Source organism: Bradyrhizobium betae (assembly GCF_050632175.1).
GTDB lineage: Bacteria > Pseudomonadota > Alphaproteobacteria > Rhizobiales > Xanthobacteraceae > Bradyrhizobium > Bradyrhizobium betae_B.
The window spans coordinates 705452-729667 of sequence record NZ_CP192576.1 but is presented as its reverse complement, the minus strand read 5'-3'; the positions used below and the strand labels follow the sequence as shown (position 1 = coordinate 729667).

23 protein-coding genes and 1 pseudogene are annotated in these 24216 nt (G+C 64.7%); 14 read left to right on the top strand and 10 right to left on the bottom strand.

Annotated elements, in window-relative coordinates; genetic code table 11:
* Positions 1-45: 45 nt before the first annotated feature.
* The 6 genes from ACQ86E_RS03710 (at position 46) to ACQ86E_RS03685 (ending at position 5865) form a co-directional block, all read left to right on the top strand.
* Positions 46-1734, top strand: coding sequence for a GspE/PulE family protein (locus ACQ86E_RS03710; RefSeq protein ID WP_431204243.1), 1689 nt, complete (start codon positions 46-48; stop codon positions 1732-1734).
* A gap of 4 nt (positions 1735-1738) precedes the next feature.
* Entirely contained in the window at positions 1739-2950 is a 1212-nt protein-coding gene (locus ACQ86E_RS03705; protein WP_431204242.1) for a type II secretion system F family protein, read from the top strand.
* A gap of 88 nt (positions 2951-3038) precedes the next feature.
* Positions 3039-3428, top strand: a complete 390-nt coding sequence (gene gspG / locus ACQ86E_RS03700) for a type II secretion system major pseudopilin GspG (protein WP_431206388.1) — start codon at positions 3039-3041, stop codon at positions 3426-3428.
* Positions 3391-3885, top strand: coding sequence for a pilus assembly FimT family protein (locus ACQ86E_RS03695; protein ID WP_431204241.1), 495 nt, complete (start codon positions 3391-3393; stop codon positions 3883-3885). The genes gspG and ACQ86E_RS03695 overlap by 38 nt, the downstream gene beginning before the upstream one ends.
* On the top strand, positions 3863-4258 hold the full coding sequence (locus ACQ86E_RS03690) for a PulJ/GspJ family protein (protein ID WP_431204240.1): 396 nt from the start codon (positions 3863-3865) through the stop codon (positions 4256-4258). The genes ACQ86E_RS03695 and ACQ86E_RS03690 overlap by 23 nt, the downstream gene beginning before the upstream one ends.
* Positions 4255-5865 (top strand): general secretion pathway protein GspK, encoded by a 1611-nt coding sequence (locus ACQ86E_RS03685; protein ID WP_431204239.1) that lies wholly within the window; start codon positions 4255-4257, stop codon positions 5863-5865. The genes ACQ86E_RS03690 and ACQ86E_RS03685 overlap by 4 nt, the downstream gene beginning before the upstream one ends.
* Before the next feature lie 61 nt (positions 5866-5926).
* Here the strand turns inward: ACQ86E_RS03685 and ACQ86E_RS03680 are convergent, their stop codons facing one another.
* On the bottom strand, positions 5927-6703 hold the full coding sequence (locus ACQ86E_RS03680; protein ID WP_431204238.1) for a hypothetical protein: 777 nt from the start codon (positions 6701-6703) through the stop codon (positions 5927-5929).
* A 13-nt stretch (positions 6704-6716) separates the two neighbouring features.
* Between ACQ86E_RS03680 and ACQ86E_RS03675 the strand changes: the two genes are divergently transcribed.
* Positions 6717-6905 carry a PilN domain-containing protein gene (locus tag ACQ86E_RS03675; RefSeq protein WP_431206387.1) on the top strand — a complete coding sequence of 63 codons (189 nt, stop codon included), beginning with the start codon at positions 6717-6719 and terminating at the stop codon, positions 6903-6905.
* Positions 6902-7495, top strand: a complete 594-nt coding sequence (gspM, locus tag ACQ86E_RS03670; protein WP_431204237.1) for a type II secretion system protein GspM — start codon at positions 6902-6904, stop codon at positions 7493-7495. Before ACQ86E_RS03675 ends, gspM begins: the two co-directional genes overlap by 4 nt.
* 16 nt (positions 7496-7511) lie before the next feature.
* On the opposite strand, the gene ACQ86E_RS03665 is transcribed toward gspM, so the two are convergent.
* Entirely contained in the window at positions 7512-11117 is a 3606-nt protein-coding gene (locus ACQ86E_RS03665) for an autotransporter outer membrane beta-barrel domain-containing protein (RefSeq protein ID WP_431204236.1), read from the bottom strand.
* Positions 11118-11477: 360 nt separating this feature from the next.
* On the opposite strand from ACQ86E_RS03665, the gene ACQ86E_RS03660 reads away from it, so the two are divergent.
* Complete coding sequence (locus tag ACQ86E_RS03660; RefSeq protein WP_431204235.1) at positions 11478-12149, top strand: hypothetical protein; 672 nt, start codon at positions 11478-11480, stop codon at positions 12147-12149.
* A 58-nt stretch (positions 12150-12207) separates the two neighbouring features.
* Here ACQ86E_RS03660 and ACQ86E_RS03655 read toward each other — a convergent pair whose 3' ends face one another.
* Together ACQ86E_RS03655 and rffA are read right to left on the bottom strand one after the other, a co-directional pair.
* Positions 12208-12627, bottom strand: coding sequence for a DegT/DnrJ/EryC1/StrS family aminotransferase (locus tag ACQ86E_RS03655; RefSeq protein ID WP_431206386.1), 420 nt, complete (start codon positions 12625-12627; stop codon positions 12208-12210).
* On the bottom strand, positions 12627-13349 hold the full coding sequence (rffA, locus tag ACQ86E_RS03650; RefSeq protein ID WP_431204234.1) for a dTDP-4-amino-4,6-dideoxygalactose transaminase: 723 nt from the start codon (positions 13347-13349) through the stop codon (positions 12627-12629). Before rffA ends, ACQ86E_RS03655 begins: the two co-directional genes overlap by 1 nt.
* Before the next feature lie 187 nt (positions 13350-13536).
* On the opposite strand from rffA, the gene ACQ86E_RS03645 reads away from it, so the two are divergent.
* The 3 genes and pseudogenes from ACQ86E_RS03645 (at position 13537) to rfbB (ending at position 17178) form a co-directional block, all read left to right on the top strand.
* Positions 13537-15105, top strand: coding sequence for a lipopolysaccharide biosynthesis protein (locus tag ACQ86E_RS03645; RefSeq protein ID WP_431204233.1), 1569 nt, complete (start codon positions 13537-13539; stop codon positions 15103-15105).
* A 91-nt stretch (positions 15106-15196) separates the two neighbouring features.
* A pseudogene (gene rfbA, locus ACQ86E_RS03640) lies at positions 15197-16089 on the top strand (glucose-1-phosphate thymidylyltransferase RfbA).
* 12 nt (positions 16090-16101) lie between these two features.
* The gene (rfbB, locus tag ACQ86E_RS03635) at positions 16102-17178 is read left to right on the top strand and encodes a dTDP-glucose 4,6-dehydratase (RefSeq protein ID WP_431204232.1); all 1077 of its coding nucleotides are present in this window, start codon (positions 16102-16104) and stop codon (positions 17176-17178) included.
* A 63-nt stretch (positions 17179-17241) separates the two neighbouring features.
* Here rfbB and ACQ86E_RS03630 read toward each other — a convergent pair whose 3' ends face one another.
* The 6 genes from ACQ86E_RS03630 to ACQ86E_RS03605 form a co-directional block, all read right to left on the bottom strand.
* The gene (locus tag ACQ86E_RS03630) at positions 17242-18453 is read right to left on the bottom strand and encodes a glycosyltransferase (protein ID WP_431204231.1); all 1212 of its coding nucleotides are present in this window, start codon (positions 18451-18453) and stop codon (positions 17242-17244) included.
* Complete coding sequence (locus ACQ86E_RS03625; RefSeq protein ID WP_431204230.1) at positions 18450-19217, bottom strand: class I SAM-dependent DNA methyltransferase; 768 nt, start codon at positions 19215-19217, stop codon at positions 18450-18452. The genes ACQ86E_RS03630 and ACQ86E_RS03625 overlap by 4 nt, the downstream gene beginning before the upstream one ends.
* On the bottom strand, positions 19214-20335 hold the full coding sequence (locus tag ACQ86E_RS03620) for a DegT/DnrJ/EryC1/StrS family aminotransferase (RefSeq protein WP_431204229.1): 1122 nt from the start codon (positions 20333-20335) through the stop codon (positions 19214-19216). The genes ACQ86E_RS03625 and ACQ86E_RS03620 overlap by 4 nt, the downstream gene beginning before the upstream one ends.
* Positions 20332-20778: a hypothetical protein gene (locus ACQ86E_RS03615; protein WP_431204228.1), complete on the bottom strand. Its 447-nt coding sequence runs from the start codon at positions 20776-20778 to the stop codon at positions 20332-20334. Before ACQ86E_RS03615 ends, ACQ86E_RS03620 begins: the two co-directional genes overlap by 4 nt.
* Before the next feature lie 107 nt (positions 20779-20885).
* Positions 20886-22064 carry a CgeB family protein gene (locus ACQ86E_RS03610; protein WP_431204227.1) on the bottom strand — a complete coding sequence of 393 codons (1179 nt, stop codon included), beginning with the start codon at positions 22062-22064 and terminating at the stop codon, positions 20886-20888.
* 5 nt (positions 22065-22069) lie between these two features.
* Positions 22070-23347, bottom strand: coding sequence for a hypothetical protein (locus ACQ86E_RS03605; RefSeq protein ID WP_431204226.1), 1278 nt, complete (start codon positions 23345-23347; stop codon positions 22070-22072).
* A 246-nt stretch (positions 23348-23593) separates the two neighbouring features.
* Between ACQ86E_RS03605 and ACQ86E_RS03600 the strand changes: the two genes are divergently transcribed.
* On the top strand, positions 23594-23788 hold the full coding sequence (locus tag ACQ86E_RS03600) for a hypothetical protein (protein WP_431204225.1): 195 nt from the start codon (positions 23594-23596) through the stop codon (positions 23786-23788).
* On the top strand, positions 23788-24201 hold the full coding sequence (locus ACQ86E_RS03595) for a hypothetical protein (protein ID WP_431204224.1): 414 nt from the start codon (positions 23788-23790) through the stop codon (positions 24199-24201). Before ACQ86E_RS03600 ends, ACQ86E_RS03595 begins: the two co-directional genes overlap by 1 nt.
* Positions 24202-24216 lie beyond the last annotated feature (15 nt).

Sequence of the window (24216 nt, the reverse complement as noted above, 5' to 3'; positions counted from 1 at the left end):
TGCGGGAGCTGTTGCTTTCAGGTAACAAGGCAAGCAGTGGGTGCGATGCGAGACCTTTCCGCAGAGAGCTTCCGGCAGCATCTCCTCGAAAAATACGCGTTGCCGCCACGTGTGCGCGCGCATGTGGACCACCCGGCCAATCCCGCGCTGACCCGCCCGCTGCTCGAATTGTGGGAGGCGACCGATCTGTCCGCCGCAGATTTCGCCGACGAGGTCTCCGACTATTTTGGCCTTGCGCGGCTGGGCCTGCCGCAACTGCTTGCAACCACACCGTGCCTCGATGGTTTTTCCCGCCGCTTCTTGCGTGAATCCACCATCTTCCCGTTCCGCGCCCCGAACGGCGGCTATCGGCTGGCGATCGCCGATCCTTCCGACACTGCCGCGGTACGCGCCGCCGAGATCGTGTTCGGCGAGAGCGTCGAGGTCGTCGTTGCTTCGTTCGAGGACATCACGACGGTGCTCGACCAGCGCACCGAGGCGGGCGATGCCAACGCCGATGACGGCGTGCGGAGCATCGCGCAGCAGTCTGACGACGACATCGAAAGCCTGCGCGATCTCGCCAGCGGCGCGCCCGTGGTGCGCGCGCTCAACGATCTCCTCGAGCGCGCGGTGGACCTTCGCGCCAGCGACATTCACGTCGAGCCGTTCCGGGCCGGGCTCACGGTGCGCATGCGCGTCGACGGACTGCTGCGCGCGCTGCCGTCGCCGCACGGCATTCCGCCGCAGGCGCTGATTTCACGCATCAAGATTCTCGCCAGCCTCAACATCGCCGAAAGGCGCCTGCCGCAGGATGGCGCCGCGCGCGTGCGCGTCGGGCGAAGCGAGCTCGACGTCCGCGTCGCGACCATGCCGACGCAGCATGGTGAGAGCGCCGTCATCCGTCTGCTGCCGCGCGACCGTGGCCTGCTGGAGATGAGCAAGCTCGGTCTTGCCACGCGCGACGAGAGCGCAATGACGCGGCTGCTCGCGATGCCGCACGGCATGATCGTGGTTACGGGACCAACCGGCAGCGGCAAGACAACGACGCTTGCGACCATGCTGTCGATCCTCAACGAGCCGACGCGAAAAATCCTCACCATCGAGGATCCCGTCGAGTACGAGATCCCCGGCATCAACCAGTCTCAGGTCAAGCCGTCGATCGGATTGACCTTCGCCTCGGCGATGCGCGCCTTCGTACGCCAGGACCCCGACGTGATCATGGTCGGCGAGGTCCGTGACGCCGAGACCGCGCATATCGCAATCCATGCCGCGCTCACCGGCCATCTCGTGCTGACGACGCTGCACACCGAGACGGCGGCCGCCGCGGTGCCGCGCCTGATCGATCTCGGGATCGAGGGCTTTCTGCTCAAGTCGACGCTGCGGGCGGTGGTCGCGCAGCGTCTCGTGCGCATGCTCTGCGACCGCTGCAAGGTGCCGCACGCGTTGACCGAGGACGATCTCGCCAGGGATCCGCGCTTTGCCGTGATCGGCTTCAAGTGCGGCGAGGTCGTGCACGAGGCCGACGGCTGCGAACGCTGCGGCGGCACCGGCTATCGCGGCCGCAACGGCGTGTTCGAGATCCTGGAAATGTCCGACGAGGTGCGCGCGCTGGTCGGTCCGCAGACCGACTCCCACGCGATCGATGCCGCCGCGATGCGGGGCGGCATGACGACGATGCTGGAGGACGCGGTCGCCAAATGCCGGGCCGGAATGACGACCGTACCGGAAGTTTTCCGCGTCACGACGGTGCGCTAAACACATGCCGAACTATCGCTATCGCGCGCTCAATGCCAACGGCGAACTGGTCTCCGGCGCCATTGCCGCGCCCACGCCCGGCGACGTCGCGCAGCGAATCGAACGGCTCGGCCTCGTGCTGGTTGACAACGTCTCGCCGGAAGAGGGCGGCGCGAGCGGCAGCGTCCTCAGTCTGTTCAACAGGCCGAAGCCGGAGGACGTGACCATCCTGACGCGCGATCTCGCGCTGCTGCTGCGCGCCGGCGCCCGTATCAATGACGGCCTGGAGTTGCTCGCCGCCGATCCCGATCTCGGCCGGCTGCGCCCGGTTGTGGCCGACATCCGCTCGCGCGTCGTGTCGGGCGAGAGCTTTGCCGAGGCGCTGGTGCGGCACGAGGGGCTGTTTCCGCCGATGTACATTGCGCTGGTGCGGGTCGGCGAAGCCTCGGGATCGCTGGATCAGGTGCTGGACGTGCTGGCCGGCGAGCGCATGCGCAGCGAGGCCTTGCGGCGCCGGTTGTCCGATGCGATCCGCTATCCGCTGTTCGTGCTGGGAGCGGCCGGCTGCGTGCTGCTGTTCTTTCTCACCTTCGTGCTGCCGCAGTTCGCCAGTGTGTTGCAGGATTTCGGCGCCAAGGTCGATCCCATCGTCGGCATCTTCCTCAACATCTCGAGCTTCCTGCGCGGCAATTCCGACGCCGTGCTGGCCGGGCTTGCCGCGACCATCGCTGCCGTCTGGCTGTTGCTGCGGCAGGAGCGCGTCCGCCGCGGCCTCACCAACGCGATCACGCGGCTGCCGGCGATACGCAACGTGATGAGCGCGTACCGGACCGCGCTGTTCTGCCGCAATCTCGGCCTGCTGCTCGGCAGCGGCGTCAATCTCACGATCACGCTGCGCATCCTCATCGACATGATGGCGACCACCGGCCCGTCCGCGGTCTGGAGCGATGCCGCCGACCGTGTCCGTCATGGCTCGAAACTCTCCGACGCGCTGGCCGAGACGGAGGCGCTGCCGCCGATGGCAGTGCGCATGCTCAGGCTCGGCGATGAGACCGGGCAATTGCCGATGCTCTCGGGGCGCGTCGCCGAATTCTACGAGACCAAGCTGCAGCGGACGCTCGACCGCGCGGTCGGCATTGCCGGGCCTGCGGCGATCATCGCGATCTCGCTCGTCGTCGGCGGCCTGATCACGTCGGTGATGACAGCGCTGATGTCGGTGAGCCAGATTGTAGGCTAAAAGGATATTTTGGAGGATTTGAGGTGACCAAACATCGGTCGTCAAGGCGCAGGCAGAGGCGCGCGCGGCGAGGGAGGCCGGCTTCACCCTGGTCGAGATGCTGGTCGTCATCACCATCATCGGGATGATCATGGCGCTGGTTGGCCCGCGTGTGCTGAACTATCTGAGCGAGTCGAAGGCAAAGGCGGCCAAGATCCAGATCGAGAGCTTTTCCAGCGCGCTGGATCTCTATTATCTCGATGTCGGCCGCTACCCGACCTCCAATGAAGGTCTCGCGGGCCTGACGCGCACCAACAACCAGACCGGCTGGAACGGACCTTATCTGCGCGGCGGCGTGGTACCGAACGATCCCTGGGGCCACGTCTATGTCTACCGCTCGCCCGGGACGAGCGCACCTTACGACATCATCTCGCTCGGATCGGACGGTCAGGAAGGCGGCAGTGGAACGGCGGCCGACATTGTCAGCGGCGCGCGCTGAGGACATCGGAGATGCGCGCGGCTTTGCGCTGATCGAGATCCTGTGCGTGCTCGCGATCATCGGCCTGCTTGCGGCGATCATCCTGCCGGCGATCCCGCGCACGACGACGCGCGCCAGGCTGGAGAGCTACGCGGTCGAGACCGCAGCGCTGCTCAAGGCCGACCGCAACGCGGCGTTGCGGAGGCAAGTGCGGGTGGTGACGCAGGTGGACGCTGAAGCGCGCGCGATCCGGTCCGGCGTCACCGGGCGGACAATCCGCCTGCCGGGCGACGTGGTCGTGCAGGCGACGCTGGCCTCGCGCTGCGCCGATCGCGCGGCCGGTCGGTCGATCGATTTCTTTCCGTCGGGCATGTCGTGCGGCGGCACGATCGCGCTGGCGCGGCCGGGCATGGGCTATGAGGTACGCGTCAACTGGCTGACCGGAGGTGTCGAGATTGTCCCGCAGAAGCTGCTCTGACGCCGCGGGCTTCACCCTGATCGAGGCGCTGGTCGCGCTCGCGATCATCGCGATCGTGCTCGGGACGATCGGCACGGTCATCGCCACGACGGCGAAGGGCACCCGTTCGATCGACCAGCATCTGGCGTTGTCAGGCACCGCCGCACGACTGCTTGCGGACCTGCCGGCGCGCGGTTTGCTGAAGCCTGGCCGTCAGGTCGGTGAGCTCGCCGGCAGTCGCTGGCGGGTCGATGTCGCACCGATGAGCGTGACGGGCGGTAATCCCGCCACCGATCGCTTCGTGCCGATGGCCGTCAATCTGCGCCTCCAGCGCGCCGACGGCAGCGCGATCCAGGTCACGACGGTGAAGCTGGTGCCGCGGGGCTCGCAATGATGCGCCTGCGCCGCGCATTTGCCGACGAGGCCGGCTTCACACTGCTGGAGGTGCTGCTCGCTACGCTGCTCATGACCGTGATCCTGGCGGCGCTGGCGACGGTGACGGCGCAATGGCTGCCGAACTGGAACCGCGGCATTGCGCGCGTACAGCGGGCGGAGCGCCTCGCCACCGGCCTCGACCGCATCGCCGCCGATCTGTCGGTTGCCGAGCAGATGACGGTCAATGGTGACGCCAAGTTGCCACTGTTCGACGGCGCCGAATTGTCGGTGACCTTCCTGCGTACCGCGCTCGGCCCGAGCGCGCGTCCGGGGCTCGAATTCGTCCGACTGATCGAGAAGGCCGATGCGCAGGGCCTCGCGCTGGTGCGCGAGCGCGCGCCGTTCCAGCCAATGCCGACCGACGGACAGATCCGCTTCGCCGACCAGGTCGTCTTGATCTCGCGCGCCGTTCCGCGTGAGCTTTTCCTATGCCGGGCCGGACGGCCGGTGGCAGCCGGTCTGGCGCGGCCAGCCGCAACTGCCGGATCGCATCCGTATCACTGTGCGCGACGGTGCCACCGGCCAGGTGCTGGCGGCTTCGGCCGCGGTGGTGCCGCATATCACGGCACCGGCCGAATGCGCGCGGGCGAAAAATCCGGCCACTTGCGTTGCGGCACGTGGCCGGCCGCAACAGGCGGAGAAAGAGGAGCAGCAGCTGTGAGCGGCGTTAGATGCAACTCGCTCCGCGACGGCGGCGGCTTCATCGTCGTCGTCGTGCTCTGGATGCTGGCGGCGCTGGCCGCGCTCGCGCTGATCTATTTGAGCTATGTCACCAACACCGCGGTCACGGTCGCCGTCAACACGGACCGCTTGCAGGCCGATGCGCTGGTGGCTGCCGGGCTCGAACTTGCGGCCTACCGGCTTTCGGCGCAGCCCGAGGCCACGCGTCCAACCAGCGGGACATTCAACGCCCGCGTCGGCGCTGGCCGGGTGAACGTCACGTTCCGCTCAGAGGCGGCGCGCATCGACCTCAACATGGCGCCGAAGTCGATCCTCGCGGGCCTGATGACGGCGCTCGGCGTCCCCGCGGCGGACGCGCCGGTTTATGCCGACCGCATTCTCGCCTGGCGCTCGTCGACGGAGCCCGGGCAGGACAATCCGGAGGATTCCTACTACCGCACGCTCGGCGCGTCCTATCTGCCGCGCCATGCGCCGTTTCCGCACAGCGACGAGCTCTGGCTCGTGCGCGGCATTCCGCCCGCAATCGTCGAGCGCGTGCTGCCCTTCGTCACCGTATTCAGCAACATGCGGACGGTGAACGTGCTCGATGCCGCGCCGCAGGTGCTGGCGGCACTGCCGGGCGTGACGCCGCAAACGCTGCAGCAGCTGTTGCGCGACCGTGCCGATCCCAATATCGACCGGCGATCCCTGGTCGGGATCGCCGGCAGCGCCGCTGCGACGATCGAGGGCTCGAAGACCTACCGGCTCACGGTCGCCGTCGAGGCGCCGTCGCACCGGCGGAGCTCGACCGAGATCGTCATCCTGCTTCTCGAAAGCGGCGATGAGCCTTATCGTGTATTGTCGTGGCACAACGCCTTCGACGGTTCTGCCGGAAAGCCTTTGTGAGATGAGTTCGCTCGGGTCCCTTCGCGCCATTGTCGATGCCTGGACCGGCACCGTGGCCGCGTCAATCGTCTCCGGGCTGGAGCGGATGGTGTCGCCGCGCGTGGTGCGGCTGGTCGAGGCCGAGACCGGCGCGTTCGCGCTGGAGGCCGCGAAGTCGGAGAACATGCCGAAACAGATCGCTTTCGAGGACGGCAAGTTCGTAAGCACCAACCTTGCTCAGATCGTCCGTGGCAGCCGGGTCGAGATCGTGCTGCGGCCGTCGCGCTTTCTGTTCCGCCCGCTGGAGCTGCCGGCCCGTGCGGCGGATTTCCTCGACGGCATCGTGCGGGCACAGATCGACCGGCTGACGCCGTGGAGCGCGAGCGAGGCCGTGTTCGGTTGCAGCCGGCCATCGGCGCAGGGCAGCGAAAGCCTCGTCACGCAGATCGCGGCGGCACCGCGCCGGCTGGCGATCGGCTATGTCGAGGCGGTGTCCGGCTTCCATCCTTCTGCGATTGCGATCGCGACGGAAGGGCCCGAAGGCGGACGCATCAAGGTATACGAGCAGAAATCGCGCGGCGCGGTCGATCCCGCGCGGCTGAGCCGGCTGCTGCAGGTGGCGCTGGCTCTCACCGCGGTCGCAGCCGTCGTCGGATCGGTCGCGGCAGGCTATCTCGCCGACAGCTCGAGAGCCCAGGAGAGCGAGCTCCAGCGGCAGATCACCCAGCGCCGTGCCGCGCTTCGCGGCAGCGACGGCGGCGAGCGCTCGCCGCTCGCACTGCTCGAGCCGCCGCAAATACGAGACGCCGGCGAGCGTAATCGTGCTGGAATCGTTGAGCCGGGTGTTGCCGGACCACACCTATGTCACCGAGATGCATGTGTCCGGCAACAAGATCCAGATTGCCGGCATCACGCGCGATGCGCCCTCGCTGATCCCGCTGATCGAGCAGTCGCAGCATTTCACCCGCGCGACCTTTTACGCTCCGACCACGCGCAGCTCCTCCGATCCCGGTGAGCGCTTCCACATCGAGGCGCAGATCGAACCGAGGAACGCGCCATGAGCAGCGTCAAGAGCATCGGTGGGATCGCCAGCGGAAACGCCATCGCGCGGGCGCTCTCGGCTTCGCCGCTGATTGCGGTCACGCTCTATCTCGCAGTTTCAGGCGGGCTGTTGCTGATGGCGGGCCTGTCGATCGCCGACGTCATCGCCCACCGCCAGGCCCTGGCGCAGACCTCCGACCTGCTCGACCAGCTGCGCGGCCGCAAGGGTGGCGCCAGGAATGCCGCGACAACATCGGTAGAGCATCCGGGCACGCCGTTTCTGGAAGGGCCGACGGTGACGGTCGCGGGCGCAAATCTGCTGCAGCGGGTTGCCGCCGCGGTCGGCAATGTCGGCGGATCGGTGCAGTCCTCGCAGGTCGACGTCGCAGGCGCGCAGGCGAAGGACGGCTTCGTCGGCCTCGTCATGAGCTGCGAGCTGGAGCAGCCCGCGCTGCAAAAGGTGCTCTACGACCTCGAAGCCGGCATGCCGTTCCTGTTCGTCGACCAGCTCGACGTCCAGGTGCCGCAGGCGACTGCGCAGAACGAAGCCGGCACCGGCCGCGTCAGGGTGATTTTGGGTGTCTCCGGCCAGTGGCAGGCAGGAAAGTAGGGCCGGCGTTTTGAGCTCACCAAGAGTACTTGAACACGCCCTTGCCGGAATAGCTGGTGACGTTGCCTGAGAACTCGCCGTCGAAGGTGCCGGCGATCGAGAAGCCGCTCAGCCATTTCATCTCGGCGCTGGCGCTGAGAAGCGCGGAGTCGGCATCGACCCTGGCGCCGTTCACGACGAAGCTGGTGCCGGGCAGGGTCTGGAACAGAGCGGTGACGGCGCGGCTCGGATTGTAGTCGTGCGCCCAGGCGGCGCGGCCGCGCAGGGTCAGCACGCCGTTCTGCATCGCATAGGCTTTGTCGGCGCGCAGGCCCAGCTCGGAGCGGGTGTCGGTCAGCGATTGCGAGGCGTAGTTCAGCGCGAACAGGCCGCCGCCGTTGAGGCTGACTTCGGAATAGTTGGGCAGGTTGAAATTCGTCACCTGCGTGGCCGCATAAGGCGTGATGCCGACCAGCGGCGTTGCGAAGCGGTAGCCGCCTTCGAACCGCGCCGAGAATGTATCGGCCTTGTAACGGCCCTGGAGCTGGTCGGCACCGGCGAGCGCCACGGTGCGGTTGGTGGTGACGTCGTGCCAACCATAGGCGAGCGCGGCCGAGACATAGGCCGGTCCGAAATTGTGCCGGCCGTAGATTCCGGCCTGGAAAAGGTCGGCCGAGCCCGAGCCCATCGCATTGGCAACCGAGTAGTTCAGTCCGCCGCCGCCGAGCGCGAAGCCGACCAGCGTGTTGACCGAGAGCCTGTAGTCGGCGCCGGCAGCCCCGCCCCAGACCCGCGCGGTGAGGTCCTGCGAGCCGACCTGCGCATTGCCGCCGACATCGGCCGAGCCGCCGTAGCCGGCGGCCCAGACACTCCAGCGGCTGCTCGGCTGCGAGGACAGCAGCGGCGCCTTGGTCGCCATGGCATAGGCCTCGCGCTCGCGCGGGGTAGCCGGACGCATCCTGGCATAGGCGGCCATGTCATCGCTGTCGGCGAATTGCGCGACGCTGCCCGCCTTGGCGAAGCCGCCCGAGCGGCCGATCACGGTCGGGTCGAGCATCAAATTGAGGAACTGGCCGTCGGCGTTGATCGCGGACTGGATGATGCCGGTGCCGAGCTCGCCGGAGGCGGTGGTCAGCCCCGCCGGTGACAGTGCGGCGAAGGCTGCGGGAATGCCGCCGGTCGCGTTGAAGAAATTTGTCAGCGTGTTCGCGACGTTCTGCTGGTTGACGTTGAGGCCGCCGGCTTGCGCGAAATCGACGTTGACGTTGAGGAATACGTTGTTGGGGTCGTAGCTCAGCGTCGCGTTGATCGTCGGCATGTTGGAGACGACGGCCGGATTGAAGGTGGTGCCGCCGATGCCACCGGTTGCCGACAGGATGGTGTACTGTTTCTTGACCGTACCCGAGGTGAAGTTCGCGCTCACCGTCGCGTTGCCGAGCGTGGCTGCGCCGATGACGTTGGCGAGGCTGGCGTTGGTCGACGAGACCTGGACGAGATAGGTCGAAGCTGCGGTGAAGCTGAGCGATCCGTTGACCGTCAGTGGGCCGAATGGGCTCGCCGCGCTGCCCGGCGCCAGCGTACCGCCGGTGACTGCGACGCCGGCCACCGTTCCGCTGCCGGCGAGCGTGCCGCCGGCGTTGACGGTGGTGGCGCTCTGGATCGAGCCGTCCACCACCAGCGTGCCGCCGTTCACGGTGGTGGCGCCGCTATAGGTGTTGGCGCCGGACAGCGTCTGCGTGCCGCCGGCCATGGTCAGGCCTCCGCCCGCGCCGCCATCGTCGATGATTCCCGCGAAATTGCCGATGCCGTTTGTTATTGTCAGCGTGTTGGCGCCGAGGTTCACGTTGCCCGAGCCCGCCAGCGACCTGATCGAGGTGCCGGCGCTCAAATTCTGGATGTCGAAGATGCCATTGGCGATGACGTTGCTCGAGGTGGCGATGCTGCCGTCGCCGCCGCCCAAATTGACGAGATCGAGCTCGCCGCCGCTCGCGATGGTCGTGGTGCCGGTGTAGGTGTTGGTGCCGTAGAGCTGCTGCACCGCGCCAGTCGCGATCGCGAAATTGCCGCCGGTTCCGCCGCCGATGCCGCCGTCCTGGATCACGCCGCCGAACGCGATGCCGCTGCTGCCCGTGAGGGTCAGAGTCTTCGATCCCAGCGCGACGACGCCGTTGGCGCCGAACGAGAACAGCTGCGTCACCGATGTCCCGGACGTGGTCTGGGAGATATCGAGCGTGGCGCCCGCGCCCGCGAACGCGACGTAGAGCGAGTTCGCGATCGAGCCGCTGCCCTTCAGGGCCAGCGTCGCGCCGCCATCGATCTGGGTGACGTTGCTGTAGGTGTTCACGCCCGAGAGCGTCTGGGTGCCGGCGCCGACCTCGAATCCGCCGGTGCCCTGGATGACGCCGGCAAATTCGGTCGAGCCGTTGCTGATGAAGAGCCCGCGGGCACCCATGTTGACGATGCCGCTCGAGCTGCCGGCGAGCGTCGTGATGGCGTTGAACGGGAAAGAGGAGGCCGAGATGTCGAATGTGCCGTTCACCGTGACGACGCTGGAACTCGCGATGCTGCCGTTCCCCGACAGCGCCAGCGTTCCGGCCGAGATCGTCGTCGCGCCCGTATAGGTGTTGGTGCCCGTGAGTGTCAGCGTGCCGGTGCCGACCTTGGTCAGGCCGCCGCCGGTACCGGAGATCACGCCGTCGACCTGGGTCGAGACATTGTTGCCGCCGACCGTGAGCGTCTTGGCGCCGAGCAAATAGTCGCCGGCGCCTGCGATCGAGCCCGCCGTCATGCCGGCGCTGGAGAGCCCCGATATGTCGACCGTGCCGCCGACGTTGGTGATGAAGCCGGCATTGCCGCCGGTCGACGTGCCGGTGAAGCTCGTGATGCCGCCATTGTCGGTGGTGATGCTGGAGCTGCCGGCCGTGGCGGAGTTGCCGAAGGTGAGCGAGCCGCTATTGACGATCGTCGAGGTCGCCGCGGTCGCTGTGTTGTTGAATGTCAGGAAGCCGGCGGCGGCGTTGGTGATGTTGGCGCTGCTCGCGGAGGTCGCGTCGTAGAAGCTCATCACCACATTGTTGACGATCGCCGCGGTTCCGGCGTTGGAGCTGCCGTTGAACTCGACGACACCGTTGTTGGTGATGTTGGCTGTGCCCGCGGTCGAGGTGTCGTTGAAGCTGATCGAGCCGCCGCTGACGCTGTACGTCACGACATTGCTGCCGCCGCTTGCGGTGCTCGAATTCGTAAACACCATGCTGGAGCCGACGTTGAACGTCTGGACGTTGGTCGAATTGTTCGAGATGCCGGCGCCGTTTACCAGGAAGATGTCGTTGATGTTGACGGTGTAGGCCTGCGCATCGGGCACGGCCGTGAAGACCACGGCGCCGATGCCGACGAGGCCGTTGCTGTCGACCGTCGGCGTGCCGGTGTTGGTGAAGGTGGCGGTGCCGTCGGGCACGGCCGGGGTCGAGGTCCAATTCGTGCCATCCGTCCACTCGCTGGACGTGCCGCCCACCCAGGTGCCGTCGACGGCATGGGCAGCAACGACGCCGAGCGCGGTGGTCGCGAGCAGGGTCGCCAAGGCGCGGCGCAACAGGGAACTCACCCTGTGTCGGCTGCTCCCACGCGCCATTTTCGGTTCAGCCATCGCTTCTCTCAAATCAGCAAAGTAATCGCCGGCGAATGCGCAACTTGAGCGCGAGGCAACCGCGCGCCGGTATCATAGTCTAACGGCGTCGCAACGCCCCGCAATGAACGGGGGGCCAATTGCGCAAGGTTCCCGCTTTTTCCGTTTGAAATTCGAGCGAACGTGGCCATTGAGCAACATTTTCATGCGTCGCAACACGCGCAGAATTGAGAACGCGCGGCATGTCCGCACCGGCCGAGCGATTCAGCCCGGGTTGCTGGCGAAGCCTATCGGAACTAGGCTGCTGCGCGGGCTTTGCTGCGTGCCGGCGGCCGCTAGGGAATTCCGATGTCCAGGTGCATGGGATCGACAGGGTTAGCCATGCTGTTCGCGCTGCTCGTCATCGCGTCATTGGGCATCGCCGAGAGTCCGGCTGCGACCTCGTCGCGCATGGACATCCTGTCCGACGATGCCGCGAGCAGCCCCGCCGAAAGCGTCGATGTCGGCACCATGAAGCCGATCGCGCGGCCGGCGAAGGCTGCGAGCAAGCCGATCCCCCGCGGCAATCCGTTGTGGTCGGTGCCACTGTCGGCCCTGACGGTGACGCAGGAGCGCCCGATCTTTTCGGCCATGCGCCGGCCGCCGCCGGGCGCGGTCGCCGCTTCGCCGGTCGAAGCGGTGAACGTGCCGACGCCGCCCAGGCCGGTCGAGGCTCCGCCGCTGCTGCTGGTCGGGGCCGTGGTGGGCGAGGGCGATGCCATCGCGATCTTCGTCAATCGTGCCGATCAGAAGGTCGTGCGGTTGCGGCAGGGCGAATCGCTCGGCGGCTGGTCGCTGACCGAGGTTCAGCCGCGCGAGGTTACGTTCAAGCAGGGCGATCGCAGCGAGGTTCTGGCGCTGCAGCGGCTGGACGGAACGGCAGCGGCTCCGCCGGCAGCCGCCACCGCACCGGCGGACGCCGGCAAGCTGACGATGCCGACCACGACCGATACGTCGTTTGCGCCCTTCGTGCCGCGCTCCACGCCGAAGAACGGCGAGTCGGACGGGCTGTGAATCACTGTCTGAGCACGATCAGGTCGGATAGCCGCTGGACACGTTTCGGCATCGAGCTCTAGCCCCCGAGGATCGCGCCGAGCGAGTCGCAGATTCGCTGCTGCTGCGCCTCTTGCAGGCCGATCCAGAACGGTAGTCTGAGCAGGCGCTCTGACAGGTCGGTCGTGCGCGGGAGATCGCCATGCCCGCGCCCGAACCGCATCCCGGCCGGCGCGGAATGCAGCGGCACGTAGTGGAAGACCGCTTGAATCTCCGCTTGCCGCAGCTTGCGGATCACCGTGTCACGATCGGTGCCTTGCGGCAGCAGCACGTAATAGAGATGGCCGTTGTGGGTGCAATGGGCGGGCACGACCGGACGACGCAACAACTCGCGCTGTTCGAGCGGCGCCAGCATGGCGTGATATCTGTCCCAGATCGCGAGCCTTTCGCGGGTGATATTTTCTGCGTCCTCAATCTGGGCCCACAGGAAAGCCGCGATCAGATCGCTCGGCAGAAGCGACGAACCGACGTCCTGCCAGGTGTATTTGTCGACCTCCCCCGGAAGAAGCGGCCGCGATCGGTGCCCTTTTCGCGGATGATCTCGGCGCGCAAGCCGAGCGAGGGATCGTTCACCAGCAGCGCGCCGCCTTCACCCGATATGATATTCTTGGTCTCATGGAAGCTCAAGCAGCCAAAATCGCCGATAGAGCCAAGAGGCGTGCCGTTGTAGCTTGCCAGGATGCCCTGTGCGGCATCCTCGACGATGCGCAAGCCGTGGCGCTTTGCGATTGCCACGATCGGATCCATCTCGCAGGAGACGCCGGCATAGTGCACCGGCGCAATCGCGCGGGTTCGCGAAGTGATGGCAGCTTCGATCTGGCCTTCGTCGAGATTCAGCGTGTCCTCGCGGATGTCGACGAAGACCGGGATTGCTCCGCGCAGCACAAAGGCATTCGCTGTCGAGACGAAGGTGAACGATGGCATGATGACCTCGTCACCGCTCTTCAGGTCGAGCAGGATCGCGGCGAGATCGAGTGCCGAAGTGCAAGAGTGCGTCAGCAACACCCTGGCGCTGCCGGTGTGCTGCCCGAGCCATTGATGACAACGCCGGGTGAAAGGCCCGTCGCCAGAAAGATGATGGCCCTTCAGAGCAAGCTCTATATTGGCCTGCTCCTTGCCCGTGATGTAGGGACGGTTGAAGGGGATAAATTCGGATGCCATTGCCTAAGCTGTCTATCCGCCTTAAGACGCGCTTTCAACGGTCCGATCGCATTGTTCCAGTGTGGTGGTTTCCGCAACGGGAATCAATAGGCGGCGGGATGCGATCGACCGGTGTCGCGTGCTGGCGGTCTGTTGAATGCGATCCGGGCGGTTTTCTGCCGATTATCTAGCCAGGAAGGTTCGAGACTTGACCGACGCGCGCGTTGATGCTCCGGGCAAGACGGTCGCCCCGACCGAGACCGGCGGCCGACGCACACGGCTTATTCACGGCTGGTCGGCAAACTTGGTCCAGATGCTGTTGGGCCTGACCCAGCAGCTGCTTCTGATTCCGGCGTTCCTCCAATTCTGGTCTAGCGACCAGCTGGCGGCGTGGCTTGCGATCTACGCGGCAGGTGGTCTGGTCGTCATCGCCGACGCCGGATTGCAGATGCGAGCCATTAACCGTTTTCTTGCCTTCAAATCCTGTGCTGATTGCGACGGGCGGACGGCGAACTTCTACGCGCGCGTGCTGCGGATCTATGTTGGGGTCATCGTGGCGCTGGGTGCTCTGCTGTTGCCTTGCGCCTACCTTGCGCGACCCTCGCTGGTGCTGGGCTTTCAGGCGACGCCTTGGTTCGATGCCGCATTTATCGTGATGACCGTGGGCATGCTGCTTACGTTACCGTCCAATCTGGTCTCCGGGCTTTATCGCACGAGAGGCAAATATGGCCGGACGGTCTGGATCCAAAACTTAGTGCTCCTGCTCGGTCAAATCGCGCAGCTGGTCGCGGTCGCCACTTTCGGGAATCTCCTCGCGGTCGTGATTGCCTTCGTCTCGATGCAGCTTCTGTTCACGGTCTTTCTGGTCGCCTATGACGCGCCGCGCCGGTTTCCATTTCTGCGCCGGGGCCGGCGCGCCCGCCAGCAAAGTTGGCGTTGGGACATTGGGCAATTCGGCCGCGGCTTTCCTTTCGCGGTCGCGAACCTCACGGAACTGGCGTTGGTGAACTTCCCCGTGCTGCTGGTCAGTGCCCTCGTCGCCGACCGCGTTGCGGTGGCGCAATGGGGGTTGACGCGGGTGATCGCGAGTTTGGTGCGCGGCTTCTGCCTGCAGGCGGCGCTACCGTTGGCGGCCGAGCTCGGTCAGGACTATGCGATCGGCGACAGGGAGCGGCTACGCAAGCTCTACGCCACCGGCTCGGTCTTTGTGACGGTACTTGCCTGCGTCATCGTCGCGGGTCTGTTGCCCTTCTGGCACGACTTCTTCGCGCTGTGGACGCACGGCAGCATTCCCTACGATGCTCCGCTCGCCATCACGCTGCTGCTCGGCTCGGCCGCCGTGGCCCCCTCTCTGTTGGCGCTTTCCTTTGCCAATCATAGCAATCGAGGAGGGCTCCTGGTCCGGGTCAAGGGACTACAATTCGTTGTATTCGCGGTGCTTTCGGTGGGTTTGATACGCTGGCTTGGACCGCTTGGAGCAGCGATAGCGGTCGTCGCGAGCGACGTTGTGGTCCAGTTCGGAATTCTCGGGTTCGCCATTACCGGGACGACATTGCGACACCCGGTCCGTCATACGGTCTTCCTGATGGCAGTCGCGACGGTTATCGTGTCCTCAGGCTGGTTCATCGGCAGCGGGATTGCTTCAGTCGTGCCCGGAAGCAGCTACGTTCACTTCATTGGCGAGAGCACAATCTGGTTGATCGTGGTCGGAATGCTCGCCAGCCCGCTTCTGAGCAAACAGCGCCGCGATAGGCTGATCGCCTGTATTCCTGCTTAGAGTTGCTCGGCGGACGTGCGCAGAACCGGCTATACGGTGAGCCCATCATCCATTATCAAGTTGAAATGGCCGGACGAGGCTTCGAGGACGCATGAAGGGCATTATCCTGGCGGGGGGACGGGTTCCCGACTTTATCCGGTCACGGCCGTGGTGTCGAAGCAGCTCTTGCCTGTCTTCGACAAGCCGATGATCTATTATCCGCTATCCACCCTGATGTTTGCCGGCATTCGGGATATCCTCATCATCACGACGCCGCACGACCAGCCCCTCTTTCAGCGATTGCTCGGCGACGGCTCCGAGATCGGCCTGCGTTTCTCCTATGCCCATCAGGACAAGCCGCGCGGACTGGCTGACGCCTTCATCGTCGGCCGGGACTTCGTCGGAAAGGATTCCGTTGCGCTCGTGTTGGGCGACAACATTTTCTATGGCAGTCGATTGCCGGAGATGCTGAGCCAGGCCGCCGTACGCGGGCAGGGAGCCACGATTTTCGGATATACCGTCAACAAGCCCGAGGAATATGGCGTGGTCGAGCTCGATGCGAGTGGACGGCGCGCGTTGTCCATCGAGGAGAAGCCGTCGCAGCCGCGCTCCAATATCGCGGTCACCGGGCTCTATTTCTACGACAACGACGTTCTCGACATTGCCGCCCAGATTACGCCGTCGACCCGCGGCGAGCTCGAAATCACCGACGTCAACAGGGTCTATCTGGAGCGTGGGGATCTATTTGTGCGTCTCATGGGCCGCGGCATGGCCTGGCTCGACACCGGGACGCATTCATCGCTGGTCGAAGCCAGCCATTTCGTCCAGATCCTCGAACAGCGCCAGGGGTTGCGCATTGCCTGCCCCGAGGAGATTGCACTGCGGCAGGGCTATATCTCCCTTGAAGCCTTCGAGAAGCTGGCGCAAAAGAACGCCAAGAGTAGCTACGGCCAATATCTGCTGTCGGTCTTTCGCTCGTTCGGGCGCGACGCGGGCGGCTCCTGAAGCAGAGACCGAATGCGCTTCGATGGCATCACCATCTTCGTGACCGGCGGCGCAGGCTTCATCGGCTCCGCCGTGATCCGCCATTTGCTGTCGGATACAGGCGCGCGCGTCGTCAACATCGACAAGCTGACTTACGCGGCGAATCTCGATTCGCTGCCGGGGGCCCTCGATCATCCGAACTATGTGTTTGCACGACAATGCATCGGCGATAGCTCTGGTTTGCGCGCGCTGTTCGACAAATATCAGCCTGACGCGGTTATGAATCTCGCTGCGGAAAGCCATGTCGACCGTTCGATCGACGGCCCGGCAGAGTTCATCCAGACCAATGTGGTGGGCACCTTCATCCTGCTTCAGGAGGCCCTGCACCACTGGCGAAGGCTGGCGCCGGAGAGGCGTGCGCGATTCCGCTTCCTTCACGTCTCGACCGACGAGGTGTTCGGATCGCTCGGAAAAAGCGGCTTGTTCAGCGAGGACTCCGCCTACGCTCCGAACTCGCCTTATTCTGCCAGCAAGGCATCGTCAGACCATCTGGTCCGCGCCTGGAGGGAGACCTACGGACTTCCTACCATGGTGACGAACTGCTCGAACAATTACGGGCCGTATCATTTTCCTGAGAAGCTCATCCCGCATATGATCATCCGCGGGTTGGCCAACGAGCCACTGCCCATCTATGGCGACGGCGGCAACGTCCGCGATTGGCTCTATGTCGCCGACCATGTCGAGGCCCTGACGCTGGTGCTTGAGCACGGCAGGATTGGAGAGACCTACAACATCGGTGCGCGCTGCGAACGGAGCAATCTCCAGGTGGTAGAGCGCATCTGCGACCTGCTCGACGACATCTCGCCCGGCGCCGCCGAACGCCGTGGTTTGATTGGTTTCGTTCCCGATCGGCCCGGACACGATCGCCGCTATGCCATTGATCCCGGCAAGATCGAACGTGAACTGGGCTGGCGCCCGCGGGAAGATTTCGAGAGCGGTCTCGTGAAGACCGTCCGTTGGTTCTGCTGCAATCGGACCTGGTGGCAGAACATTCTCGATCGCGGATACGAGCATGCGCGGATCGGTCTCGAAGGAAATTCAAATGAATGACCCGCGGCTGCATCGGCCATCGAGCCTTATTCGACCGCGTCATGCCCGGGCGTTGCGCGGCTTTCAGTAGATCTGAGGGTAGCGGCGGTATCTCAGCCGCATCAGGTGCCGGGCGAGCTGCCGGTGTCCTTCGTCGATCCGCTCGGCAAAATAAGCGAGCCTTTGCTTGCCTGCGATGGCGAGCCGAGTGCGTTCTTCCGCAGAGCCGACCTGGACAATCGCCTTAGCGAGTGAGGCAGGATCGTCGTAGTCGAACAGGATGGCGGCGTCGCCGGCCTGTGCCTTGAAGGCTTCCGGATAGATCACCGGGGTGCCGACTGCCCACGCCTCCAGCGGCGGCAGATTGGTGGGACCGAAATAGGTGGCCATGACGAGCGCCTTCGCGCCGCGATAGAGCGCGCCGAGCTCAGCGGAGGGAACGAAGCCGAGCATGCGCACGGAATCGCCGAGGCCGTGCTGCGCGACGAGGACCTCGAATGCAGCGAGAGCGCCGGGGTCGGAGCCGCAGAGCACCAGGGTGTGGCTTTCGCCCCGATCCCTGAGCAGGCGCATCGCGAGCAGGATGGTCGCGTGGTTCTTGTGCGACCAAAATTGTGCCGGATAGAACAGATAGCCGGGCTCGATGCCGTGCTTCTTCAGGATTGCGACGTCCTCGACCTCACCGGTCGCGCCTGATCGCGACACGTAGAGCGACGGCGAGAACGGGATGCAGACGGCGTGGTCGCGCTCCATGGCGTAACGCCGGCATAGCATGTCGATCAGTTCATCGGCATTGGTGATGACCATCGCTGCCTTGGTGACGGCGCTGCGCCACACGATATCGCGCCGCTCGAACTGGCCGAACTCGCGCACCTCATCGAACTCGGGACTGTCGCGGAAGCAGCCGTCGAAGATCGTGATGATGAACGGCAGCTTGTAGAGCACCAGGTTCCAGTTCGAGGTGGTGGTGAAATAGACGATGTCCACGTCCGCCCTGGAGAGCTTCTTCTCGAACGGCGCGCAGACCCGCACGGCATATTGCAGCAGGTCGAACGGCCCCCAATATTTCAGGAACAGGAACAGACGATCGAGCCAGCCGAGCTTCAGATACGCGCTGTTGACGCCGAGATCGGCCAGAATCGCGACGTTGTCGGACAGCGTCGTAAACACGGTGACGTCGATACCCGCACTCTTCGCCCAGTCGCGCATCCACAGGATGTCGGTGAGCGACTGCTGGAAGCCGCCGCCGACGTCGAGCGGAAGCTCGAGGAAAATGCCGACGTGATAGCGTTTCACGGCTGCGCGGCCTTTCTGGCGATGGAATAGGCGGCCCAGTCCCTGGTGTTCGGTGCGGTGTCCGACAGCCATGCATGGCTGCCGGCCGGCTCGAATCCGCAAATCGTGAGCGCGGCCTCGACCTCGAACGGAAACCAGTAGCGCATGCGGTGGGTCTCGTCGACGCGGCGGATCGTGGAGCGATCCGTGTCTTCGCAGAACAGCGTGTAGTTCACGAGCACCGTGGCCTTGGGCTCGTCGTGGTGCGATTGCGCAATCCTGGTCAGGCGCAGCGGTGCCTGCTCGATGATCTTGACGCGCGTCTCGACGCCCTGGGCGAGCACGGCGCCGCCGTACCAATAGTCGAAGAAAAAGATGCCGCCGGGTTTCAGTGCGGCATGAGCGGTGCGGAACAGCGCCTCCAGCCTGTCGCGGTCGTTCTGATAGCTTGCAACGTGAAACAGCGACACGACCACGTCGCAGTCTCGCTCAGGGCCGGCCGCGCAGGCATCGCCCTGCCGGAAGGGAATTTCGAGGCCGGCTTGCGCGGCGCGCGCGTTCGCCCTCGCGATCATGTCGGCGCTGAGATCGACGCCGGCCACGTCCCAGCCGCGGCGGGCGAATTCGATCGCATGTACGCCGGTGCCGCAGCCGAGATCGAGGAGCTTGCCCGAGCCGATGCCGTGGTCGCGCAGCCGTGCTTCGACGAAGTCGACTTCGGCGGCGTAATCCTTGTCCCGGTACAAAAGATCGTACCAGGGGGCGTAGTCGGCAAACACGCTCACGCCAAAATCTCCTTCAGCGCCTGCGCGGACCTCGTGATGTCATCTTCGGTCAGCGCCAGCCCGCTCGGCAGATAGAAGCCGCGCCGCGCGATGCGCTCCGCGTTCGGATGCTGCTCGTCCAGCATGAAGCCCATGCGCCGCAGCACCGGCTGTTCGTGCATGCACCAGAAGAACGGTCGTGTGCCGATGCCCCTGTCTGCCAGACGCCGCATCGCCTCCTTGGCGTCGAAGGGGACGTCTTCGTTCAGGACGACGCCGTAGACCCAGTAGATGTTGTCGGCATAGTTGGTCCGGGCTACGGGGCGGCTGACGCGATCGACGTTGCCGAGGTGGCTGTCGTAGAGCCGGCCGATTCGGCGCTTGAGCTCGACCGTCTGCGGCAGCCGCTCGACCTGGGCGACGCCGAGCGCGGCCTGAAGGTTGGTCATGCGCGCGTTCCAGCCGAGCTCTTCATGGACGAAGCGCTGCTGCGGCTGGAAGCAGAGGTTGCGGAGGCTGCCGAGACGGTCGGCGAACGCGTCGTCGTCCGTGAGGATCATGCCACCTTCGCCGGTCGTGACGTGCTTGTTGGGGTAGAAGCTGAAGGTCGAGACATCGCCGAAACTGCCGCATGGCGCGCCGCGATAGGTCTGGCCGTGCATCTCGGCGGCGTCTTCGATCACCTTCAGGCCGTGCTTGCCTGCAAGTTCGAGGATCGGGTCGAGATCGACCGGCAGGCCGTAGATGTGGACCAGCATGATCGCGCGCGTGCGCGGAGTGAGCGCTGCCTCGACACCTTCGATCGTCATGTTCCAGGTTGTGGGATCGCAATCCACGCCGACGGGAACGAGGCCCGCCCGCACCACGGCGGCGGCGCAACTGATGATGGTGAAGGTCGGGATGATGACTTCGGAGCCAGCCTCGAGCCCCAGCGCGTGAATGGCGATGTCGAGTGCGACCGAGCCGTTGGTGACAGCAACGCCGTGCCGTCGGCCTGCGGCACGCGCCATCGCGTCCTCGAAGCGCTTGATGAACGGGCCTTCCGACGAGATCCATCCGGTGCGGATGCACTCAGCGAGATATTCGGCCTCGTTGCCGTCGAGGAGCGGCGTATTGACGGGAACGAAGGCTGGGCTCACAGCGCAGGACCCTTGACCCGCATCTCGGACGCCGGCGCTTCAGGGAAGCGCGTCTTGTCGTTCTCGCCGGCATAAGGGCCTTGCTTGATCTCGAACATCTCGAGCGGCTCGATGACGTGGAAGCCGTGAGCGCCGCTGCAGAGCAGGATGATGTCACCGGCGCCGAGCACGCGGCTCTCCAGATAAGCCTCAGCCTCGGTATAGAAATCGACCTGCAGCTTGCCCTTCTGGATCAGGAGGACCTCCTGCGTAAAATGCACCTCGCGCGTCACCTTGTTATGACGATGCGGAGCGATGCTCTTGCCTTCAGGATGGCTCATGAAGGCGAGCTGTTGCGACAGTTCAGGCGACGAGAAGAAGGTAATCCCGGGCTCGCGAAACGAGGCGCGAACGATGATCGCGTAGAGCTGCTCGCCGAATCTGACATGTTCGACGTGTTCCATCCGAGGCCTCGACAAAAACCGCTGTGATTATAGGGACATAGCGTCGCTATGCGGGGCACTTTGGCTATTTTGGCCCACACCGTCAAGGGCGGAAGGGCCCGCGAGCTTCAGCTGGCGAGGCGGAGAATGTGGTCGACCCGTTGCCTGAACGTATGGGTCGAAAGCGTCCGTGCTTGCCCCGCGGCGGCAACCGCGCGGCGCTCGTCTTCGTTGGCCAGGTAACGATCGATCTCGGCGAGACAATCGTTGGCCGACCGCCACGCTGCGACCTCGCGGTCCACGTCGAACAAGGTGTCGAGATTGTCCTTGAAATCGGTCAGCAGGAACGTGCCGACGCCGGTCGCCTCGAACAGGCGCGCGTTGCCGGCCTCGCGCCCGGCCATGTCGATATGCGAATTGAGCGTGAGCCGGGACGAGCGGAGCGCCTGGTACATCTCCACGCCCCACACCTCGCCCTGGTAGCAGCGGTGCAGCGGCGACGAGGCGGGGAGGGTGTGCAGGCCGCTGCCGTAGAGCTTCAGATCGTATCTCCGAGCCACCGCTTCGAGTTGTGCCACCCGCCGCTGGTGATCCGCTGACACGGCGCCGACGAAGGAAACGTCAATGCTGCGCTCGGGCGCGGCCGGAAGAACGTCGAGGATACCGGGTTCGAAGGCCAGATGAACCACCTCGGACCTGACATCGACATCGCGGAAGGACTGAACGACGCGGAAAAGCTGCGAGATCATCAGGTCATAGGCCGACCAGTCCTGGCCGCGCGAGGGCAGGATGCCGACCTGACCGATCAGGATCGGGCGGCCGATGCCTTTGATCTGGCGCGCGAGGCGCGCGTCGACGTGGAAGACGTCCTGGTTGAGCACGAGGTCGGGCCTAAACTCTTCGATCTGCGCCAGCAGGATCTTTTCCGCCTGCGCATCGAGCCGCGGACTCAGCCCGACCTTGCGCGCCAGCGGTCTGAGGACGGGCTTTAACGGTGCGATCGTGCGCTGCAGCCAGTTGGGGATCGCCTGCCGCTGCACGTCCGCGCCTGGCAACGGCGGCTGCTCGGCGACGAGGCCATGCTCGCGCGCCCAGGCCGCCCGCATCCAGGGATTGTTGACGTGAATGTCGGCGGCGACATGTCCCGCCGCGGCGAAGTTGCGCGAGTAGAAATCGGCGACGCCGAACAGGCTGGCATTTCGCGCCGCCATCTGCACCGCGTAGGGCTGGCTCTCGAGGCCCGGATGGCGGCGGTAGAGCCAGGACAGGAACCGCGGATAGTCGGCATTGAGGATCAGGATACGCATAGTCTTCAGCGCCCCTGTTCGAGGATGCCGCGCGGCATCACGTACCACAGGAGAAATAGCAGCGCCGCCCCGTGCGTCAGCATCACCGTCGTGAAGGGAACGTTCATGAACGTCTGAGGCAACAGTGCCCCGGATACCAGAATGATACGTTGGGACAGGCCGGCGGACATTCCGTTGGCGATGGAGATGACGATGCCGCAGGCAAGCGCCGAGACAGGAGCAAACAGCGGGCCGACCGATGCGACGCCTTCGGTCGCGAACAGGGATGCGTTCATGTAGCCGCCGATGCCGAACCAGTTGTAGATGACGACCGCGAGCGGTTCCCCATAGCTGCAAGGCACGATCGGCTTCAAGACGCTGATCTGGCAGAAGCGCGTCAGCTCGTGTGTAAAGAAGAACTCGTTGTAGTAGTCCATCGCGAGTGACGGGATGGCCATCATGCGGAGGTTCACAAACTGGAAGACGGTCATCGCGAGTCGTTCCGGAAACAGGCCGAGATGGTAGAGCCCGACCAGAATCAGGCCTGCCGCGCCCGGAACCAGCATCGACAAAATGACGGCGCGCCGAAGGTCCAGGAACCGCGTCGCCACCAGCATCAGCACAAGCCAGGCCGGAGCGAAGAAGGCCTGCTTGCTTAGCGTGACCGGATAGAACGACAGCAGCAGCAGCAGGATGCTGCCCGCCCGCCAGTAGCTGCCGCGAAGCGCGTAGCATGCGAATGTGAACGGCAGCAGCGCGGTCGTCATGATCCCGACCGAATAGTTCACCGGAGCCGGCGCGGTCATGGCGTCGCGATATTTGTAGATGTCCTCAAGCCCGACCAGCCTGAAATTGTAGTACGCGCCGATGACAGCGACGGCGGCGCCGAGCAACGCAATCATTGTCAGCAGCCGCTCGAAGACTTGCGGCGTCAATACAGGCAAACGCGGCAGTGTCGGCTGATAAAGCGCAGGTACCAGGAAAGCCACCACCGAAACGGCCGCCGAGAGGCCGCTCAGGCGATGGTCGTAGCCGAACCCGGAGAAGTTGTTCAACCAGAGAAAGCCGGCAATCATCAAGAAGAGGTAGTAGCCGACAAAATACCCGAAGCTGAAACGGGCGCGGACGAAAAGAAACGTCAGGACGGCGAACGCAGCAATCGTAGCGACCGCCGCGGGAAGCATCTCGTTGCGGAAGAAGAAATGGTACTCAGGATAGAACCGCGCGACGCAGATCAACGAGATACAGCCCAGAACAAGATGGCCCAGGATGAGAAGCGCGATGCTGCGGTCACTGCCGCGCAAGAGGATCCCCCGGCGGCTTGATGCTCCTCGATATCGGCAGGAAGACCCATTGAACGCTTCAAATATCTCATTCAAGTTGGAGGCACAACGTAGCGCGTGGCCCGGTTTCCGCCGAATATCCTCGGAGTTTCGAGCCCAACCTGACATGGGGCATGCGGAGCTGGCCATTGAAATTGCGTCTCGTGCGTCTAGTATGAATTTCCGGGCAAGGGAAGTTGCTTGGTGAGGCAGAGCAATGGTGCAGGAATGGCCGATGAGATCGATCCCCGAATTGAGCCTGAGACCAGGCGCATTGCGTCTGAAATGGGGATGCCGGTGCTGACTGATGCCGAGTGGGATATCTTCTTCGGTCGTCGTATCGGGGCGCTGTCGCGTCAAACCTCAAACAAGATGATTGCCGCGTATGCGGCAGCACAGTCGATCGCGCGAAGAGAGAAGTGATGCGCGTCCTGTCCGCCGTTGTAGCGATGCTGGTCGCATACGCTCCTGCTGTTTTGATTCTGAACAGGCGCCCGCAGCCGGACGGCACGATTTTGTCGGCGCCCTTCGTTCGCTACGATAACTCGAACGCTTTCATGACTTATCCCGTGATCCCCGGGGCGACGGCGGACGATAAGGATCATCGGGAGCAATCGACTTTGATCCTGTACGAGGACGACAAGCCGCTCGGCCCGGCACATAGCACAAATCGGGATGTGCTAGTCGAAGGCGGTGGGCGTTATTTGTTCTGGCACCACAACGCCAACATGCTCCTCTTCTCGACCAGCGACAACAGCGACCCCAACACGAACGGGCGAACCTACCGGATCTCTGATCCCGGGGCGCGCGATCCTTTTCAGGTCCAGCGTCGATAACGCTTGCTCCGGCGT

Bases quoted from the DNA above. Each gene is read 5' to 3' on its own strand.
- gspM (WP_431204237.1), top strand. From the start codon at position 6,902: ATGAGCAGCGTCAAGAGCATCGGTGGGATCGCCAGCGGAAACGCCATC.
- rfbB (WP_431204232.1), top strand. From the start codon at position 16,102: ATGCGCTTCGATGGCATCACCATCTTCGTGACCGGCGGCGCAGGCTTC.
- ACQ86E_RS03610 (WP_431204227.1), bottom strand. From the start codon at position 22,064: ATGCGTATCCTGATCCTCAATGCCGACTATCCGCGGTTCCTGTCCTGG.
- ACQ86E_RS03595 (WP_431204224.1), top strand. From the start codon at position 23,788: ATGCGCGTCCTGTCCGCCGTTGTAGCGATGCTGGTCGCATACGCTCCT.
- ACQ86E_RS03675 (WP_431206387.1), top strand. From the start codon at position 6,717: ATGCATGTGTCCGGCAACAAGATCCAGATTGCCGGCATCACGCGCGAT.
- ACQ86E_RS03660 (WP_431204235.1), top strand. From the start codon at position 11,478: ATGCTGTTCGCGCTGCTCGTCATCGCGTCATTGGGCATCGCCGAGAGT.
- ACQ86E_RS03685 (WP_431204239.1), top strand. From the start codon at position 4,255: ATGATGCGCCTGCGCCGCGCATTTGCCGACGAGGCCGGCTTCACACTG.
- ACQ86E_RS03710 (WP_431204243.1), top strand. From the start codon at position 46: ATGCGAGACCTTTCCGCAGAGAGCTTCCGGCAGCATCTCCTCGAAAAA.
- ACQ86E_RS03600 (WP_431204225.1), top strand. From the start codon at position 23,594: ATGGCCGATGAGATCGATCCCCGAATTGAGCCTGAGACCAGGCGCATT.
- ACQ86E_RS03615 (WP_431204228.1), bottom strand. From the start codon at position 20,778: ATGGAACACGTCGAACATGTCAGATTCGGCGAGCAGCTCTACGCGATC.
- rffA (WP_431204234.1), bottom strand. From the start codon at position 13,349: ATGGCATCCGAATTTATCCCCTTCAACCGTCCCTACATCACGGGCAAG.
- ACQ86E_RS03665 (WP_431204236.1), bottom strand. From the start codon at position 11,117: ATGGCTGAACCGAAAATGGCGCGTGGGAGCAGCCGACACAGGGTGAGT.
- ACQ86E_RS03705 (WP_431204242.1), top strand. From the start codon at position 1,739: ATGCCGAACTATCGCTATCGCGCGCTCAATGCCAACGGCGAACTGGTC.